This window comes from Kluyvera sp. Awk 3 (assembly GCF_028069715.1).
GTDB classification, from domain to species: Bacteria; Pseudomonadota; Gammaproteobacteria; order Enterobacterales; family Enterobacteriaceae; genus Kluyvera; species Kluyvera georgiana_A.
In genome coordinates this window covers 1-16,355 of sequence record NZ_JANEWH010000105.1, presented here as the reverse complement: position 1 = coordinate 16,355, position 16,355 = coordinate 1, and the positions used below count along the sequence as shown (strand labels likewise).

Annotated in this window: 13 protein-coding genes; 7 read left to right on the top strand and 6 right to left on the bottom strand. The window is 55.6% G+C overall.

Annotated elements, in window-relative coordinates; translation table 11 throughout:
• Positions 1-36 precede the first annotated feature (36 nt).
• From NNN71_RS18500 to NNN71_RS18485, 4 genes are all read right to left on the bottom strand, one after another.
• Positions 37-2,055 (bottom strand): NADPH-dependent 2,4-dienoyl-CoA reductase, encoded by a 2,019-nt coding sequence (locus tag NNN71_RS18500; protein ID WP_271459080.1) that lies wholly within the window; start codon positions 2,053-2,055, stop codon positions 37-39.
• 138 nt (positions 2,056-2,193) lie between these two features.
• Positions 2,194-3,264, bottom strand: coding sequence for an ABC transporter ATP-binding protein (locus NNN71_RS18495; protein WP_223803810.1), 1,071 nt, complete (start codon positions 3,262-3,264; stop codon positions 2,194-2,196).
• Positions 3,261-4,649, bottom strand: coding sequence for a phosphomannomutase CpsG (locus NNN71_RS18490; RefSeq protein WP_271459079.1), 1,389 nt, complete (start codon positions 4,647-4,649; stop codon positions 3,261-3,263). Before NNN71_RS18490 ends, NNN71_RS18495 begins: the two co-directional genes overlap by 4 nt.
• Positions 4,650-4,678: 29 nt before the next feature.
• Positions 4,679-5,668 (bottom strand): LacI family DNA-binding transcriptional regulator, encoded by a 990-nt coding sequence (locus NNN71_RS18485; protein ID WP_333909580.1) that lies wholly within the window; start codon positions 5,666-5,668, stop codon positions 4,679-4,681.
• A gap of 265 nt (positions 5,669-5,933) precedes the next feature.
• Here NNN71_RS18485 and NNN71_RS18480 point away from each other — a divergent pair, with 265 nt between their 5' ends.
• Genes NNN71_RS18480 through NNN71_RS18455 form a run of 6 tightly spaced genes read left to right on the top strand, consistent with a single transcriptional unit; the run spans position 5,934 to position 12,478 of the window.
• Positions 5,934-7,223 carry an ABC transporter substrate-binding protein gene (locus NNN71_RS18480; protein WP_271459077.1) on the top strand — a complete coding sequence of 430 codons (1,290 nt, stop codon included), beginning with the start codon at positions 5,934-5,936 and terminating at the stop codon, positions 7,221-7,223.
• A gap of 9 nt (positions 7,224-7,232) precedes the next feature.
• Positions 7,233-8,099: a carbohydrate ABC transporter permease gene (locus tag NNN71_RS18475; protein WP_271459076.1), complete on the top strand. Its 867-nt coding sequence runs from the start codon at positions 7,233-7,235 to the stop codon at positions 8,097-8,099.
• A complete protein-coding gene (locus tag NNN71_RS18470; RefSeq protein WP_223803815.1) occupies positions 8,100-8,927 on the top strand; it encodes a carbohydrate ABC transporter permease in 828 nt (275 codons plus the stop codon).
• Positions 8,928-8,938: 11 nt separating this feature from the next.
• Positions 8,939-10,525: an alpha-glucosidase gene (locus NNN71_RS18465; RefSeq protein WP_271459075.1), complete on the top strand. Its 1,587-nt coding sequence runs from the start codon at positions 8,939-8,941 to the stop codon at positions 10,523-10,525.
• Complete coding sequence (locus NNN71_RS18460) at positions 10,506-11,564, top strand: glycoside hydrolase family 130 protein (protein ID WP_271459074.1); 1,059 nt, start codon at positions 10,506-10,508, stop codon at positions 11,562-11,564. The genes NNN71_RS18465 and NNN71_RS18460 overlap by 20 nt, the downstream gene beginning before the upstream one ends.
• Positions 11,564-12,478: a DUF1861 family protein gene (locus NNN71_RS18455; protein WP_271459073.1), complete on the top strand. Its 915-nt coding sequence runs from the start codon at positions 11,564-11,566 to the stop codon at positions 12,476-12,478. Before NNN71_RS18460 ends, NNN71_RS18455 begins: the two co-directional genes overlap by 1 nt.
• Positions 12,479-12,512: 34 nt before the next feature.
• On the opposite strand, the gene ygjG is transcribed toward NNN71_RS18455, so the two are convergent.
• Positions 12,513-13,904, bottom strand: coding sequence for a putrescine aminotransferase (gene ygjG / locus NNN71_RS18450; protein WP_271459072.1), 1,392 nt, complete (start codon positions 13,902-13,904; stop codon positions 12,513-12,515).
• A gap of 345 nt (positions 13,905-14,249) precedes the next feature.
• On the opposite strand from ygjG, the gene NNN71_RS18445 reads away from it, so the two are divergent.
• A complete protein-coding gene (locus tag NNN71_RS18445) occupies positions 14,250-15,770 on the top strand; it encodes a methyl-accepting chemotaxis protein (RefSeq protein WP_271459071.1) in 1,521 nt (506 codons plus the stop codon).
• Here NNN71_RS18445 and NNN71_RS18440 read toward each other — a convergent pair.
• Complete coding sequence (locus NNN71_RS18440) at positions 15,767-16,285, bottom strand: PadR family transcriptional regulator (protein ID WP_271459070.1); 519 nt, start codon at positions 16,283-16,285, stop codon at positions 15,767-15,769. The two genes, NNN71_RS18445 and NNN71_RS18440, sit on opposite strands and share 4 nt — an antisense overlap.
• Between the last annotated feature and the right edge of the window lie 70 nt (positions 16,286-16,355).

Genomic DNA, 16,355 nt, shown 5'->3' with positions numbered 1-16,355 from the left:
TCACCAGCGTTATTTATTGATTAATAATGAAAGGCATTAAATTTCCAGCGCCAACTTCGTCCCTTGCGCAATCGCCCGTCGGGCATCCAGTTCGCCCGCTACGTCACTGCCGCCAATTAAGTGCACCGTCTTGCCCGCCGCCAGCAGGGGGGCTTGCAGCGTGCGGTTTGGCTCCTGACCGGCGCAGATAATCACGTTATCGACCGCCAGCAACTGCGGCTCGCCGCCGATCTCAACATGCAGCCCCGCATCATCGATCTTCTGATAGCTGACCGCCGGGATCATCTTCACGCCGCGAGAAAGCAGGGTAGTGCGATGGATCCAGCCGGTGGTTTTACCTAACCCTTCGCCCGGCTTGCTGGCCTTACGCTGCAGCATCACAATCTGCCGCGGGCTGCGGGCCAGATGCGGCCCCTCAGGGCGCAGGCCGCCTGCCTGCTGCAGGCTGGTATCAATACCCCATTCCACGCAGAACTCGGCAATATTCTGACTGGTTGGGTCACCCGGCTGGCTGAGATACATCGCCGTATCAAAACCGATGCCGCCGCAGCCGATAATCGCCACCCGCTGGCCTACCGGCGCTTTATCGCGCAGTACATCCAGATAGGTCAGAACTTTTGGATGATCAATGCCTTCAATAGGCGGGGTGCGTGGGGTGATCCCGGTGGCAAGGATCGTTTCATCAAAGTTGAGAAGATCGTCTGCGGTGACGCGATGATTCAACCTCAACGTCACACCGGTGACGTCGATCATCCGGCGGTAATAGCGCAGCGTTTCGTAAAACTCTTCTTTGCCGGGGATCTGTTTGGCGACATTAAATTGCCCGCCGATCTCTGCGCTACCGTCGAACAGCGTTACCTGATGACCGCGTGCGGCGGCGTTGATGGCAAACGCCAGCCCCGCAGGGCCAGCGCCGACAACCGCCAGATTTTTACGCGTAGTCGCCGGAAGGATCGGCATTTTGGTTTCGTGACAAGCGCGAGGGTTAACCAGGCAAGACGTCACCTTGCCGACAAAGATCTGATCGAGGCAGGCCTGGTTGCAGCCAATACAGGTGTTGATCTCATCGGCGCGTCCCGACAGCGCTTTGGAGAGCAGCTCGGCATCGGCGAGGAACGGACGGGCCATCGACACCATATCGGCATCGCCGCGCGCCAGAATATCGTCGGCAACCTGCGGATCGTTAATTCGGTTGGTGGTGACCAGTGGAATAGTCACCCGTCCTTTTAATTTGCGCGTGACCCAGCTAAAGGCGCCGCGCGGTACCGGCGTGGCAATGGTCGGGATCCGCGCTTCGTGCCAGCCGATCCCGGTATTGATGATCGTCGCGCCCGCGGCTTCGATCGCCTGGGCGAGGCGGACGGTTTCATCAAAGGTGCCGCCATTGTCCACGAGATCCAGCATCGACAGACGGTAGATAATAATAAAATCTTTCCCGACGCGCTGACGTACGGCTCGCACCACTTCGACGGCAAAGCGCATGCGTTTGTCGTAGTTGCCGCCCCATTGATCGTCGCGCAGGTTGGTGCGCGCGGCGAGAAATTCGTTAATCAGATAGCCTTCTGAGCCCATCACTTCCACACCGTCATAGCCCGCCTCCCGCGCCAGCTGGGCGCAGCGTGCGAAGTCGTCGATCAGCCCCAGAATACCCTCATGCGTCAGTTCGCGCGGCGTAAAGCGATTGATCGGCGCCTGAAGCGCCGAAGGGGCGACGAGGTTTGGTTGATAGCTGTAGCGGCCAGTGTGCAGAATTTGCAGCGCAATTTTACCACCTTCCTGGTGCACGGCATCGGTAATCGTGCGGTGGTGCGGCAGTTGGCTGACGTCATTCAGCATTGCGCCGCCCGCCATCCCCACGCCGGTAGGATCCGGCGCTATCCCGCCGCTGACGATCAGCGCCACGCCGTGACGCGCGCGTTCGGCGTAGAAGGCTGCCAGGCGCTCAGCGCCGTCAGGGTACTCCTCCAGCCCGGTATGCATCGAACCCATCAGCACACGGTTTTTCAGCTGGGTAAACCCCAGATCGAGCGGGGCGAACAGCGACGGATAGCTCATAAGGATGTCCAGTATGTGAAATTATTGTTATGTGGTCGGATGAGTTACTAATTTAGCCGTCGGCGCCAAAAAGGGAAAAGGGGAATGCAATGATTGTGATGGGATTCAAAGAACGCCCCCGCAGCGCGAGGGCGCCATTCAGGCAAAAGTGACGCGTTTTCCAATGGAATCAAACAGGTGAAGATTTGATTCCTGTACCGTTAGGGTTAGCGGGCTTTGTACCGGGAAACTCAATTGCTGGAACGATTTCAGACACATTGAATGTCCGCCGACATCGAGCCATACCAGCGTGGAGTCGCCCTGCAGTTCGCACAACCGGGTTCGCCCACTCAGGCTGAAATCGCCTGGCTGCTGGTACTGCATATGCTCCGGACGAATGGCGACGAACATCTTGTCGTTTTCACGAACGCCGAGCGGCTGACGGGAGAGCGGAAAGATGATGTCATCGGCTATGTGCAGAGCACCCTGATGCCAGACGGCAGGCAGAACGTTAATCTTTGGCGTGCCGATAAATTCGGCGACAAACAGGTTTGCCGGCGTGTTGTACAGTTCGAGAGGCGTGCCAACCTGCTCAATTTTGCCCTTATACAGCACCACGATACGATCGGCGAGCGTCATCGCTTCCACCTGATCGTGAGTGACATAAATCATGGTGTTTTTCAGCGTATTATGCAGCTGTTGAATTTCCTGGCGCATCTCCACGCGCAGGGCGGCGTCAAGGTTTGACAGCGGTTCGTCGAACAGAAACAGGTCCGGCTGCTGAACGATAGAGCGGCCAATCGCTACGCGCTGGCGCTGGCCGCCAGAGAGGTTTTGCGGCAGTCGGTCAAGCATCTCATCCAGCTTTAGCATCGATGCGGCGTGAGCAATACGCCGCGCGATTTCCGCAGGCGGGGTATGAATATTGCGCAGGCCAAAAGAGAGGTTCTCCCGCACCGTCATATGCGGATAGAGCGCATAGGACTGGAACACCATCGACAGGCTGCGCTTTCCGGCGGGCAGATGGGTGACCTCTTTCTCACCCATCATCAGTTTGCCGCCATCGGGCATTTCCAACCCGGCAATCATGCGCAACAGCGTTGATTTACCGCAACCGGAGGGCCCAACCAGCACGATAAATTCACCAGAGGCGATTTCCAGCGAGAGGTTCTCAATGATGGTGGATTTGTCATATTGCTTATGAATATTGCTGAGTGAAAGGGCTGTCATAGCGTCTCCTTCGCGCTGCGTTGGGCGGCAATAAGCGTTAATAGTTCATCGGTTTTTTCGGCGAGCAGAGTGGCATCGCCACGGGTTTCTACGTTCAGCCGCAACAGCGGTTCGGTGTTGGAGGCGCGAAGATTAAAGCGCCAGTCGGCGAAAGCCAGGCTTATGCCATCGCAATCATCACGCAGCGGCGATGCTGATTGATAGTGTTCAGCCATGCGCTCTAAGATGGCGGCAGGATCCTCGACGGATAAATTGATTTCGCCGGAGACCGGATAACGAGCCTGGGCATGGGCAATACGCTGTGAAAGCGGCAGACTACCGTTGCTAATAATTTGCAGCATCAAGACCAGTGGAATCATCCCGCTATCGCAGTAGCCAAAATCGCGAAAATAGTGATGGCCGCTCATTTCACCGCCGTAAATGGCATCCTCTTTACGCATGCGTGCTTTGATAAATGCATGGCCGGTTTTACTGATGACCGGGATTCCTCCGCCGCGAGCCACAACGTCCAGCGTATTCCATGTCAGACGCGGGTCCAGAATGATGCGACTGCCAGCGGATCGCCGCAGGAAGTGTTCGGCAAACAGGCCAACCAGGTAGTAGCTCTCAATAAAGCAGCCACATTCATCGAAGAAAAAGCAGCGGTCGAAATCGCCGTCCCAGGCGATGCCGAAATCGGCCTTATTATCGATAACCGCCTGCTGGGTAATGAGGCGGTTTTCTGTCAGCATCGGGTTGGGGACTCCCGCGGGAAAACGGCCGTCTGGCTCATGGTACAGGCGAATAAGTTCAATCTGTACGCCCGCACGCGCCAGCCCGTCGGCGAGCGCGTCAAGCGCAGGCCCCGCGTTACCATGCCCGGCATTGGTCACAATGCGTAGGGGGCGCGTGAGCGGGTGCTTAAGAAAACGCAGCAGGCAGTTTACCCAGGCCGATCGGTTATCAAACGGCAGAAGGTGACCGCGATGAACGACGGGAGGAAAGTTGTTTTTTTCGGCCAGCGATTTTATCTCCAGCAGGCCGTTGTCATTACTGATGGGGCGAGCCTCTTCGCGCACCAGTTTCATACCGTTGTACTGGGCGGGATTATGGCTGGCGGTGACCTGGATACCGCCGTCTGCCCGCAGCTCACGGGTGGCGAAATAGATCTCTTCGGTACCGCACAGACCGATATCAATGACGTCAACGCCGCTGGCGATAAGCCCTTCCGACAGCGCTGTTTTCAGCGCTTCTGAACTCAGACGAACGTCGGCGCCGACAACTACGCGCCTGGGGTGCAGCCACGCGGCGTAAGCGCGACCAATGCGAAAGGCGATGTCCGGCGTGAGAGAGACGCCGACTTCACCGCGAATGTCGTAGGCTTTAAAACAGGTTAGTTCATCCATAATCCACTCTTCTGTTAAGCAATGTGCGTTCAGGCGCTCTCCCGCGCGATGAGCTGGTATTCCAGCGCATGGTGGGTAACAGGCCCGTTAGTGAGGAGTAATTCCACGGCAATTTCGCCTTTGCGTTCCGCATCCTGCGCAATGGTGGTGAGGCCAATACCGTTCACTTCGGGGATGATATTGTCGAAGCCGGTAATCGCCACCCGCTGTGGGATAGCAAGGCGGTGGCGCTGGCAGTAGTTCACCGCGCCGAGCGCAAAGCGGTCTGAGAGGCAAATTAGCGCGCTAATTTCCGGGTGTGCGGTGAGCAGCGCTTCTGCAGCTAGCTCGCCGTGTTGCTCATCGTGCTGCGTTTCGTACAGCCAGCAGTCGGAGAGCGGAATGGCATGCTGGCGAAAGACCTCGCGGCAGGCGTTAACGCGTGTCAGCATCAGCGTGTTATCGCCTGAAATGGCGTGTTCAAGATGCCGCATTCCCTGTGCGCCGGGGTGTGAAGAGAAGGCGATGATGCCGAAGCGCTGATGCCCTTTGTTGAGTAAATAGGCGGCGATATCGCGCATCGCGCTGGCGTTATCGATCGATACGCTGCTGTACTGCGGAAGCTGGAAGTCGAGTGTGACAACCGGAAGGCGACGTGCGAGCGTTTGCTGAATCACCGCGGCGCTATTATGCGTGGCGTTGAGAATATAGCCGTCAACCAGCGTGGTCAGCGACGGCGTTTTGTGGGAAGCGCCTTTACGCAGAGGGATGAGTACCAGATTGATATTTTGCGCTTCACAGCGTACGGCGATTCCGCGCATCAGCTTAATATCATGTGGGTCGATAAACACATAGCTCATCGAATCATTGAAAATTACGCCGATGGTGTCTGATTTTCCTGTCCTCAACGCTCGCGCCAGCTTATCCGGCCCCTGAAATCCGACTTCCTGCGCATAACGTAAAATGCGCTCACGTAATTCAATAGACAGTTTTTCGGGATTATTCCATGCATTTGAGATGGTGGTATGGGATATACCCATTTCTTTGGCCAATGATTTTATTGTTATTGCCGCTGTTTTTTCTTTTTTATATTTGTCTGTTGCCGTCTTTTTATTTTTTGTATTCATATTGTGTATGTGTCTGGTTTTTTACCTCTGAATGTTGATGGCAGAGTTTATCGTTAAACAAAAATAGTTTTGTGATTTGTTTAACGTTAAACATAAATAAGGGGTGTTAGCTTACGCACCATTCAAAGCAGGGTAGCGGTAAACCAATAACACTTATTGAGAGTTAGGGAGAAATATCGTGAAAGTTGCAGCGGTTGCTAAATTAACGGCGTCAATATTACTTAGCTTATGTATTTCCGGTTGTGGTCCTGATGATAAAAAGGACGAGCAAGCCGATGCCAAAACCCCAATTAAAATGTGGGTGGCGCCGAATGAAAATGAAGAAGCCTTCTGGAATAAAATGGTTACGGAGTGGAATAAAGACCCTGCCCATACTCCCGTCGAGTTTACCACGATTCCTGCGGCGAATAGTTCCGAAGAAGCAATCATGAATGCCCTCGCCTCCGGAACGGAACCTGATATTTCCAGTAATATATTTATTGGCTTTGCCAGTCAGTTGGTCGACGTAGGGCAAATTGAAGATTTGTCGAAAATGCCCGGCTTTAATGAACTGGTTAAAACGCGCCAGATGTCGACGATTCTTCCGGCCTGGAAGCTAAACGGCCAGCAAAACGTACTGCCTATCTATGTGAATCCGATCGTCTGGTGGTGGCGCGGCGACCTGCTAAAGAAATACGGATTTGACCATGTACCGACAACCTATAACGAACTGTATCAACTGGCGGAGCGTCGTGCGGCGGACAATCACGGTTACGTAATGCAGCTAACGGTGGGGAAAAACTGGTGGGAGCGTTGGTTCGACTTCATCCCGCTGTACTATGCGCAGAGCGGCGGTAAATCCTACATCGCGGATAAAAAAGCCGACTTCGGCAATCCAGCGGGTCAGGCTGTGTTGACGTTTATGGGGAAAGTGTTTAACAGCAAGTGGAGCAGCTACGACTTCACCTCCGCAGACGATCCGTTAGCAACTGGCCAGGTGCTGGCTTCCGCCCGCGGCCCGTGGGACCTTGCCCGCTATCGTAAGCAGTATCCTGATGTGTTGAAAACTATCCAGATCGGCCCGATGCTGACTGAAAACGGTGACGCTCATCCGCACACCTTTGGCGACAGTAAAGGGATGGTGATGTTCAGCTCCAGCAAACACAAAACGCAGGCCTGGGCCTTTATGCAGTGGGTGTTCAGCAGCGCCGAGCATGACCGTGCCTGGCTTGAGCTGACCGGAATGCCGCCAGCGCGCGCAGATCTGATGACTAACCCTCTGTTTACCGACTATTTCGCTAACAATCCGTTAGAGAAAGACATTGCCTCTTACGTCGACGTCGCGCTGCCGCCGGTCGCTACGACGCAAACGACAGAAATTCAGCGCAGTATGACGCAGATGCTGGAGCGGGTCATTTTCAACAATGAGGCCCCGACAAAAGCGCTTGAACAGTCTCAGCAGGAAATCAACACCCTGCTGGCGAAATAAGGGGGAATAATGGCTGGATATGATTCCCGCACCGGAGGCCTGTTGGCCTCCACCTGGATCGGTTATTCCTTGTTGTTTTGGTTTTATCCGCTGGCCTGGTTGATTGTACTTAGCGTGACGCAGTGGCAGTTTATCGGTATGCCCCGGTTTTCGGGGCTACAAAATCTGCTTGGCGTCGTTAACGATGCTCTATTCTGGACCTCAATGTGGAATATCTGTCGCTTTTTGATGTGGTATATTCCGATTGTTTTTATCGCCTCGCTGCTGTTTGCCGCCGGGCTGCGGCGAATTAAATACGGTAAAAGCTTTATTGCGCTGAGTTTCTTATTAGCCAATATCTCTTCCGGAGTGGCCTATTCCATCGTTTTTTCTAAGTTGTTTAGCGAATATGGCCCGGTAAATCAGTTTTTACGGGAAAGTATCGGCGTATCGGTTCCCTGGTTTACGAATCCGGACTGTGCGATGTTATCTATTGCGCTGATTGTGACATGGAAATTTGTCGGCTATTACGGGCTTATTCTTTTTTCCGGGATGCAGGCTATTCCCAATGATATTTACAGCGCGGCCATGCTGGATAAAACCGGGCGGTTTAAACAGGGGTGGGCTATTACGCTGCCGATGATGAATCCGCAAATCGTCATGGTGATGGTGCTGGCGATAACTGTCGCATTCAGTATTTTCACTGAGCCTTATTTAATTACGGGCGGTGGTCCCCTGAATAGCACCACGAGTCCGATGGTGGTGATGTATGAAGCGGCGTTCCAGAATATGAAACCGACCTGGGCGGCAACGATGTCGATTATTGTGGCGGGCTGCAGTTTCCTGGCTATCTGGGTCTTCCGCAAACTGTTTGAAAAAAATATCGAGATTGTGTGAATGAAAAAACTCACTCCCCTGAGCCTGTTAGTTCATGCCGTGATGTTTTTACTGGCGCTGAGCTGGCTGTATCCCTTTATCTGGATGACGATCTCTTCGTTGAAGCCGACGGCGGAGATCTATACCACGAGCCTGTTTTCCGGCCATCTGACGCTGGAAAACTACACGTTCCTGTTTGATAACAGCAATCGTGCGGACAAACCTTTTCTGCGCACGTTATTTAACTCACTGTTTGTCTCGATAACCATAACATTGTGCGTCACCGTGACGTCGATGCTGGTGGGGTACGCGCTGGCGAAAACCGAGTTCCGTGGTAAAAATGCCTTCCGCAACTTACTGATTGTACAGATGGTTTTTCCGGTATTTATGTTCATCATTCCGCAGTTTGTGCTGATGCGCGAGCTGGGGCTGGTGAACGGTTATAGTGCGATGATCCTGCCCTACGCCATGAGCGCATGGGGGATCTTTATGGTATCGCAGAGCTTCAAGGGAACGCCGAATGACTACCTGTACGCCGCGCGCCTCGATCACGCCAGCCTGTGGGGGATCCTGCGCCATGTGATGATGCCGCTGAACAAATCGATTCTGGCCATCGTCGCGTTATTTACCTTCTCCAGCTCGTGGGACAACTTCCTCTGGCCCCTGATTGTCATGCGTGACGTCGACAAAATGCCGTTCTCGGTACTGCTGGCGACGTTCAGTAAATCTTACGGCGTCTATCTTGGCCCGGTGATGGCGGGCGCGGTGGTGCAGATGTTGCCGGTAGTGGTGCTGTTTATCCTCTTCCGCAAATATTTCCTGCAGGGCATGTCGTTATCACTGAAATAAGGAATTGCGCGGTGAGCAACCAACCCTGGTGGCAGGTATGCACCTGCTACCAAATTTATCTGCCTTCGTTTTGCGATGGCAACGGCGATGGGCTGGGCGATTTTCCCGGTCTGCTATCGAAGGTGGACTATCTGCATGAACTGGGCGTCGGCGCTATCTGGATAACGCCGTTTTACCCGTCGCCGCTGGTGGATAACGGCTATGACATCAGTGACTACTGCGCCGTTGACGCGCGTTTTGGCACGCTGGAAGACTTTCGCGAGGTGGTCGAGCGCTGTCATGCGTGCGGCATCCGGGTGATTATTGACCTGGTGGTGAACCACGTCTCCTCGGCGCACCCCTGGTTTCGCGACGCCTGGAATAATCCCGCCAGCCGCTACCGGGACTATTTCCTGTTTAGCCGTCAGCCGAACAACTGGCAGTCGTTTTTCTCCGGCAGCGCCTGGAACGCAGAGCCGGATACCGGCGAGTTCTACTATCACAAATTTGCCCCCGAGCAGGTCGATCTCAACTGGGCTAACCCCGAGGTGGAGCAGGAGATCTACCGGGTGGTTGATTTCTGGAAGGCGCAGGGCGTCGATGGCTTCCGCTTTGACGTGATCAACTTTCTGACCACCAACGGTATTGGCCCGGACAACCCGCAAGAGAACGGCGAGCAGCGCCATGAGTTTGATATCAACCAGCCGGGCATTATCGCCACGCTAAACCGGCTGTGTCGCTACGTGCGCCAGCAGGGTGAGGCGTTTCTGATTGGCGAAATCGGCAGCGAAGAGTTGGATATTCTGGCGCGTTATCAGAGCCCTGATTTGATGGATGTGGTGTTTAATTTCAATATCGGCAGCCAGAAACGCTTCGATATTGCGCGTCTGAGCCAGGCGATTAACGCCACCCAGGCGCGGCAGTCAGGCCTGCCAACGCTGTTTTTCTCCAGTCACGATATGCCACGCATGATTAGCCGTTTCGGCGAGAGCCCGCGCGATACCGAGCGCGCGCTGGCGGTGCTGGCTCTGCAACTGACCGTTCGCGGCGTGCCGTTTATTTATCAGGGCGAAGAGTTGGGGATGCCGAGCTATTGCCCGCAGACCGTGGCGCAGATCTTCGACATTCAGGGCAAGACCCATTATCAAACGGCGTTACGGCAGGGCGCCGATGAAAGCGAGGCGCTGGCGTTGGCGATTGCGCATTCCCGTGATGCTTCGCGGGCGCCGCTGCTGTGGACCGATGCGGCGAACGCAGGCTTTTCGCCCGTCTCGCCCTGGATGCCCGTTTGCGCGGACTACCGTCAGCTTAATGCGCAATATCAACAGAGCACGCCAGGGTCCCTTTGGCGACAGTACCAAACCCTTATCGCGCTTCGTTCCGCGACGTCCGCGCTGCGCGAGGGCGACGGTAGCTCGTTATCGCTGACAAATGAATGCGTGTGGTTTATACGCGAGACGGTCACCGAGCGCGTCTGGATCGCGATTAACTTTGGCTCGCCGGTGCTGAACCCCTGGCGGGATATTTCCGCCGACGTTCTGTATGGCGAAGACGCCCAATGGCTGGGCAAAAATCAAATTCTGATGAAAAGGAGCGTTCATGAACAGACACCGCAGTAACCCGCTAATCACCCCAAAAGACGTGTCGCCCTCATTGCCGGGGCGCAAAGTAGAGTGCGTGTTCAATACCGGCGTGACCGAGTGCAACGGCGAGATCGTGCTGCTGCTGCGCGTGGCGGAAAGCGTAATTAACGATAACCCGCGACAGATCGTCGTGCCGCTGCTGCAACAGCAGGAAATCGGCTGGCAACAAGCCACGAAAACCTTCGACCGTGACGATGAGCGTTTTGATTTTAGCGATCCGCGTACCATCGTGCTAAAAAGCGATCCCGCGCAGGTCTGGCTGACCTCGATGTCCCATCTGCGCCTGGCGCGCAGCAAGGACGGCGTGCATTACACCATCGATTCACAGCCCTTTATCATCGCCGATAGCCGCTATGAAGAGTTCGGTTGCGAAGATGCGCGTATCACCCGGATCGACGATCTCTTTTATATCAACTACTCCGCCGTTTCGTCGTTGGGGATCACCACCGCGCTGGCGACCACTCGCGACTTTGTTACGGTAGAAAAACAGGGGCTGATCCTGTGTCCGGATAATCGCGATGTCTGCTTCTTCCCGGAAAAGGTCGGCGGCCGCTATATGGCGCTAACCCGCCCCGCGCCGTGCCACTTTGGCCACCCGGAGATCTGGATCTGCGAGTCTCCTGATATGCTGCACTGGGGCAACCATCGCCATCTGCTGGGCCGATCGGGCGATGAATGGGATTCGCGTAAATCCGGCGGCGGCGCGCCATTGATCAAAACCGATCGCGGCTGGCTGGAGATCTACCACGGCGTCGACGCCGATCAGCGCTACTGCCTGGGCGCGCTGCTGCTCGATCTCCACGATCCGCTGAAAATTCTCGCCAAATCGCCGGTACCGCTGCTGGAGCCGACGGCGCAGTACGAACGCAAAGGCTTCTTTGGCAACGTGGTCTTTACCTGCGGCGCGCTGGTGCGTGATGACGTGCTGCACGTCTGGTACGGCGCGGCGGATGAGTGTACCGCTCTGGCGACGCTGCCGATGGATCAGCTCTGGCAGCATCTGGGGCTGGTGTAATGCGCGACGACGTTGAGGCGCTTTATCAGCGTTATCGCTCGCGGCCGCAAAATGGCAGCCGTGGAAAAATCATCTTCCGCGGCGTCGACGGGCTGGACGTTTACAACCCAACCGCACCCTTTATGGATGAAGGACGGTGGTGTATTGCCGCCCGCGTTGAGAGGCGCGATAGCGAAGATTCCCGGGTGCGTTTTTTCCTTTGGGATGGCGACTGCCACGCTGAACTGCTGGACGGAATGCCGGATTTCGCGCTACAGGATCCGTTCGTCAGCCGGGTTAGCGGGCAGCTGTTGTTTGGCGGCGTTGAAGTCGACTTCTCAACGAAAAGGGGAGCGGTTCGCTGGCGTACGCAATTTTTTGCCGGGCCGTCGGTTTCCGCGCTGCGTCCCCTGACGACCGGTCCATGGGGAATGAAGGATATTCGTCTGGTCGAGCTACCCGATAAGCGTATCCTCGTGTTTACCCGTCCACAGGGGGAACCCGGCGGACACGGCACCATCGGCTGGACGATCGTTTCCCGGCTTGCCGATCTCAACGAGGAGTCGATCGCCAGCGCCACGCTGCTCTCCCATGTGGAGGAGCAGTACTGGTGTGGCGTGAACGAAGCGTGCGTGCTCTCTTCGGGGCTGGTAGGAGTGCTGGCGCACGTCGCGCGGTTTGATGAGTTTGGAAACCGGCACTATCATGCTGCTCGTTTTCTTTTCGACTATCAGCGCGGTATCAGCAGCCCGATGGCGATCATCGCCTGCCGGGAGGATTTTCTCGCCGGAGAGAGCAAACGTAGCGATTTACAGGATGTCGTTTTTCCCGCCGGGCTTCTGGCAGGTAAAGGCGGTAGGCGGTTGTTTTGCGGCACCAGTGATTGCGAAGTGCAGTGGCTGGATATCGCGGATCCGTTTACCGAAGAAGCGTAAGAACGCCCCCCACGAAACCGTAGGGGGCGTGAGTTTACTGCTCGGTTGCCACCTGATTCTGGCTAACGCGCAGGGCTGCCAGTGCTTTACGCGCGGCTTTCAGCACCTGATCGCACTGTTCCATCGTCAGCGTTAACGGCGGTTCGATGCGGATGGTTTTCGCGTTGTTCAGCGTGCCGGCTACCAGCACGTGCTGACGGAACATTTCGCTGGCAAAGCTATAGCCGATTTCGTTATCGACAAACTCAATAGCCATCAGCATCCCTCTGCCGCGCGCTTCGCGGACCAGATCCGGATATTCGCGGGCCATACAGCGGAAGCCGTCCAGCAGCATATCGCCTTTCTGTTCCGCCTGAGCGGGCAGGTTCTCGGTCAGCAAGACGTTGATGGTAGCCAACGCTGCCGCACAGGCCAGCGGGTTGCCACCAAAAGTGGTGGTGTGCAGGAACGGGTTGTCGAACAGCACCGAAAACACCTCTTCGGTGGCAATCGTCGCGCCAATCGGCATCACGCCGCCGCCCAGCGCTTTCGCCAGACACAGAATGTCCGGCTGCACGTTCTCATGCTCGCAGGCGAACATTTTGCCGGTACGGCCCATGCCGGTTTGCACTTCATCAAAGATCAGCAGCGCGCCGAATTCATCACACAGCTTACGCACCGCGGGCAGGTAGCCCTGTGGTGGCAGAATCACGCCACCTTCACCCTGAATCGGTTCGAGGATCACCGCCGCCACATCGTCGCCGGTTTTCTGGCACTCGCTCAGCATTGTGCGCATGGCATCGATATTACCGAACGGCACGTGGCGGAAGCCCGGCAGCAGCGGCATAAACGGCTTGCGGAAGGTCGATTTCGCGGTCGCGGACAGCGCACCAAGCGATTTACCATGGAAGGCGCCGCTGGTGGCGATAAAGGTAAATTTGCCGCGCGATGATTGATAAGCTTTCGCCAGCTTCAGCGCCGCTTCCACCGACTCGGTCCCGCTGTTGCTAAAGAAGCTGTATTTCAGCTTGCCCGGCGCCAGCGCGGCCAGCGTTTTGGCCAGCATAGCGCGCAGAGGATCAAGCAATTCCTGGCTGTGAAGGGGTTGTTTGGCGAGCTGATTCTGTACGGCGGAAACCACCACTGGATTACGGTGCCCCACGTTGAAAATACCAAAACCGCCCAGGCAATCCAGAAACTCCTGGCCCTGGGTGTCGACAAGCATATTTAACCCTCCCGCCTGCCACTCTACGGCTCCGTAATCCCCACCGGCAGTTACAGATTTTCGATACTCTAAAAACCCTGGATTCACATGCTCTTTAAAGTATTCCCTGACCTCCTGGTTCAGTGCTTTCATCTCCTCATGGTCAAGCGTTCGCTTTTCAATGAGATTCAGTGCGTGCGCGCTGCAGGCCAAAGCCGAGGCGCTGGAAGGTAACCTGTTCAAAATGTGCTCCTGGGGGTCACGTATCACACGATACTGAATTAAGTATTGCAGGGATTACGCCACTTCAGCGGCAACGGTGAAAATCGGGATAAATGCCAGGAGAAACCGGTTGTGTACAATATTTAATCGTCCAGCGGCTCAGGGATGGGGGGGAGGGGAGAAGCGCAAGAGGGCAGGTTGCGCCAGGATGGGGCAGGTTTTGCGCCGCCATCGCGCAGCATAAAAAAAGTAGGGCTTTTGTCCATTTTGCGATCTAACGCAAAATTAACAATTAAGGTTAATTAAAATCCCTCCGATATAACAATTGTAATACATTTTCTTTCTGCACCTGAAAAGGATGTCTGTATGTCTACCCTGTCCGACCCAAACCCGTCCGCATCGCGACTGGACGAGCGTACTACGCTGATGTCCACCACCGACCTCGATAGCTACATCACCCATGTTAATGATGCCTTTGTGAAAGTGAGCGGCTATGGCCGCGAAGAGATGCTTGGCAAACCGCACAATCTGGTGCGTCATCCCGATATGCCAAAAGCGGCGTTTGCCGATATGTGGCGTACGCTAAAGCAGGGAGAACCGTGGAGCGGGATCGTCAAAAACCAGCCTAAAACTGGCGGCCATTACTGGGTGCGCGCAAACGCCATCCCGCAGGTGCGTAATGGCAAAACGATAGGCTATATGTCTATCCGCACGATGGCTTCGGCTGAAGAGATTGCCGCCGTCGAGCCGCTATATCAGGCACTGCGGGAAAATCGCAGCAGCAAGCGCCTGCATAAAGGTCTTGTCGTCAGCAAACGCTGGTGGGGCAAACTGGCGGCGATACCGCTGCGCTGGCGTATGCGTAGCGTCACGCTGGGATGTTACCTGCTGCTGGCCGCAAGTCTGCTGACGCTGGGGGCGCCCATATCGGCAGTACTGACATCAGCGTTGATCGTGTTGCTGGCGACCGCAGTGCTGGAGTGGCAGATTATTCGCCCTATTGAGAACGTCGCCCGTCAGGCGTTGAGCGTGGCGACCGGCGAGCGCAACAGCGTAGATCACTTGAAACGCGGTGATGAGCTGGGATTGATGCTGCGTTCCGTCGGCCAGCTGGGCCTGATGTGCCGTTGGCTGATTAACGATGTCTCAAGTCAGGTAAACAGCGTTAGCGACGGCAGCGATGTGCTGGCGCGCGGTAACGAAGAGCTGAACCAGCGCACCCAGGAAACGGTGGTCAACGTCCAGCAAACCGTCGCTACCATGAGTCAGATGGCGGTTTCCGTACAGAATAATTCCCAAACCGCCGCCGAGGCCGACAAGCTGTCGCTGGCCGCCAGCGGCGCGGCCTCTCAGGGGGGGCAGGCGATGCACCGGGTCGTGCAGACGATGGAAGAGATTGCCGACAGCACACAGCGCATTGGCTCGATTACCACGTTGATTAACGATATTGCCTTCCAGACCAATATTTTGGCGCTGAATGCGGCGGTTGAAGCGGCGCGGGCGGGCGAACAGGGGAAAGGGTTTGCGGTGGTGGCGGGAGAGGTGCGCCATTTAGCCAGTCGAAGCGCGACGGCGGCCAATGAAATTCGCCAGTTGATTGAGGCCAGCGCCAGTAAAGTGCAGTCCGGCTCAGAGCAGGTGCACACCGCGGGACGCACAATGGATGATATTGTCTCGCAGGTGCAGAATGTCACCCAATTGATTGCGCAGATTAGCCAATCGACGTCCGAACAGGCCACGGGGCTGTCTGATTTAACTCGTGCCGTGGCAAAGCTGGATGAGATCACCCAGAAAAATGCCGGGCTGGTGGCGGAAAGCGCCAACGTGTCGGCGATGGTGAAACACCGCGCCAGCCGTTTACAGGATGCGGTGACCGTCCTGCATTAATCGAGCTGTGAGATCTCCAGCGCCGCGCGGTCAATAACGCCGATAATCTGTTTTAGCTGCGCGTCGCTGATTTCTCCGTGATTCACCTTCAGGTCCAGCACGGCCTTAAAGTTATCGATCGCCCGTTTCATCTGCGGATTTTTGCGCAGCTCATGCCCTACCATTCTGGCCTTTATCCGCGCCTGGATCTGTTCCAACTGCTCCCGGTTCTCTTCCAGCGTACGTGCGCCGTCGATGGTGATAGCGATTTTTTTGCGCCCACCGTCCTCTTCCTGAACCGTAATCAGGCCCTGGTCCTGGAGCAGATCAAGCGACGGGTAGATCACTCCGGGGCTTGGGGTGTAGTTCCCCTGCGTCAGAGCTTCAACGGCTTTAATCAATTCATAACCGTGGCTGGCGTTGTCTTTCAGAATGTTGAGGAGCACCAGACGCAATTCGCCGTGGCCAAAGAAACGCTGACGGCGTCCGCCATGATGACCACGTCCGCGATGTTCGGTATCAGAAAGAGAGCTCATTGTTCACGCCTTACCAATATTTAGATATATCTAATTTATATCTAAATCTATGTCTTTATCAATATGGAAG

Coding starts and splice junctions, on each gene's coding strand:
- NNN71_RS18470 (WP_223803815.1), top strand. CDS start 8,100: ATGAAAAAACTCACTCCCCTGAGCCTGTTAGTTCATGCCGTGATGTTT.
- NNN71_RS18490 (WP_271459079.1), bottom strand. CDS start 4,649: ATGGATGAACTAACCTGTTTTAAAGCCTACGACATTCGCGGTGAAGTC.
- NNN71_RS18445 (WP_271459071.1), top strand. CDS start 14,250: ATGTCTACCCTGTCCGACCCAAACCCGTCCGCATCGCGACTGGACGAG.
- NNN71_RS18475 (WP_271459076.1), top strand. CDS start 7,233: ATGGCTGGATATGATTCCCGCACCGGAGGCCTGTTGGCCTCCACCTGG.
- NNN71_RS18500 (WP_271459080.1), bottom strand. CDS start 2,055: ATGAGCTATCCGTCGCTGTTCGCCCCGCTCGATCTGGGGTTTACCCAG.
- NNN71_RS18460 (WP_271459074.1), top strand. CDS start 10,506: ATGAACAGACACCGCAGTAACCCGCTAATCACCCCAAAAGACGTGTCG.
- NNN71_RS18485 (WP_333909580.1), bottom strand. CDS start 5,668: ATGGGTATATCCCATACCACCATCTCAAATGCATGGAATAATCCCGAA.
- NNN71_RS18440 (WP_271459070.1), bottom strand. CDS start 16,285: ATGAGCTCTCTTTCTGATACCGAACATCGCGGACGTGGTCATCATGGC.
- NNN71_RS18455 (WP_271459073.1), top strand. CDS start 11,564: ATGCGCGACGACGTTGAGGCGCTTTATCAGCGTTATCGCTCGCGGCCG.
- NNN71_RS18495 (WP_223803810.1), bottom strand. CDS start 3,264: ATGACAGCCCTTTCACTCAGCAATATTCATAAGCAATATGACAAATCC.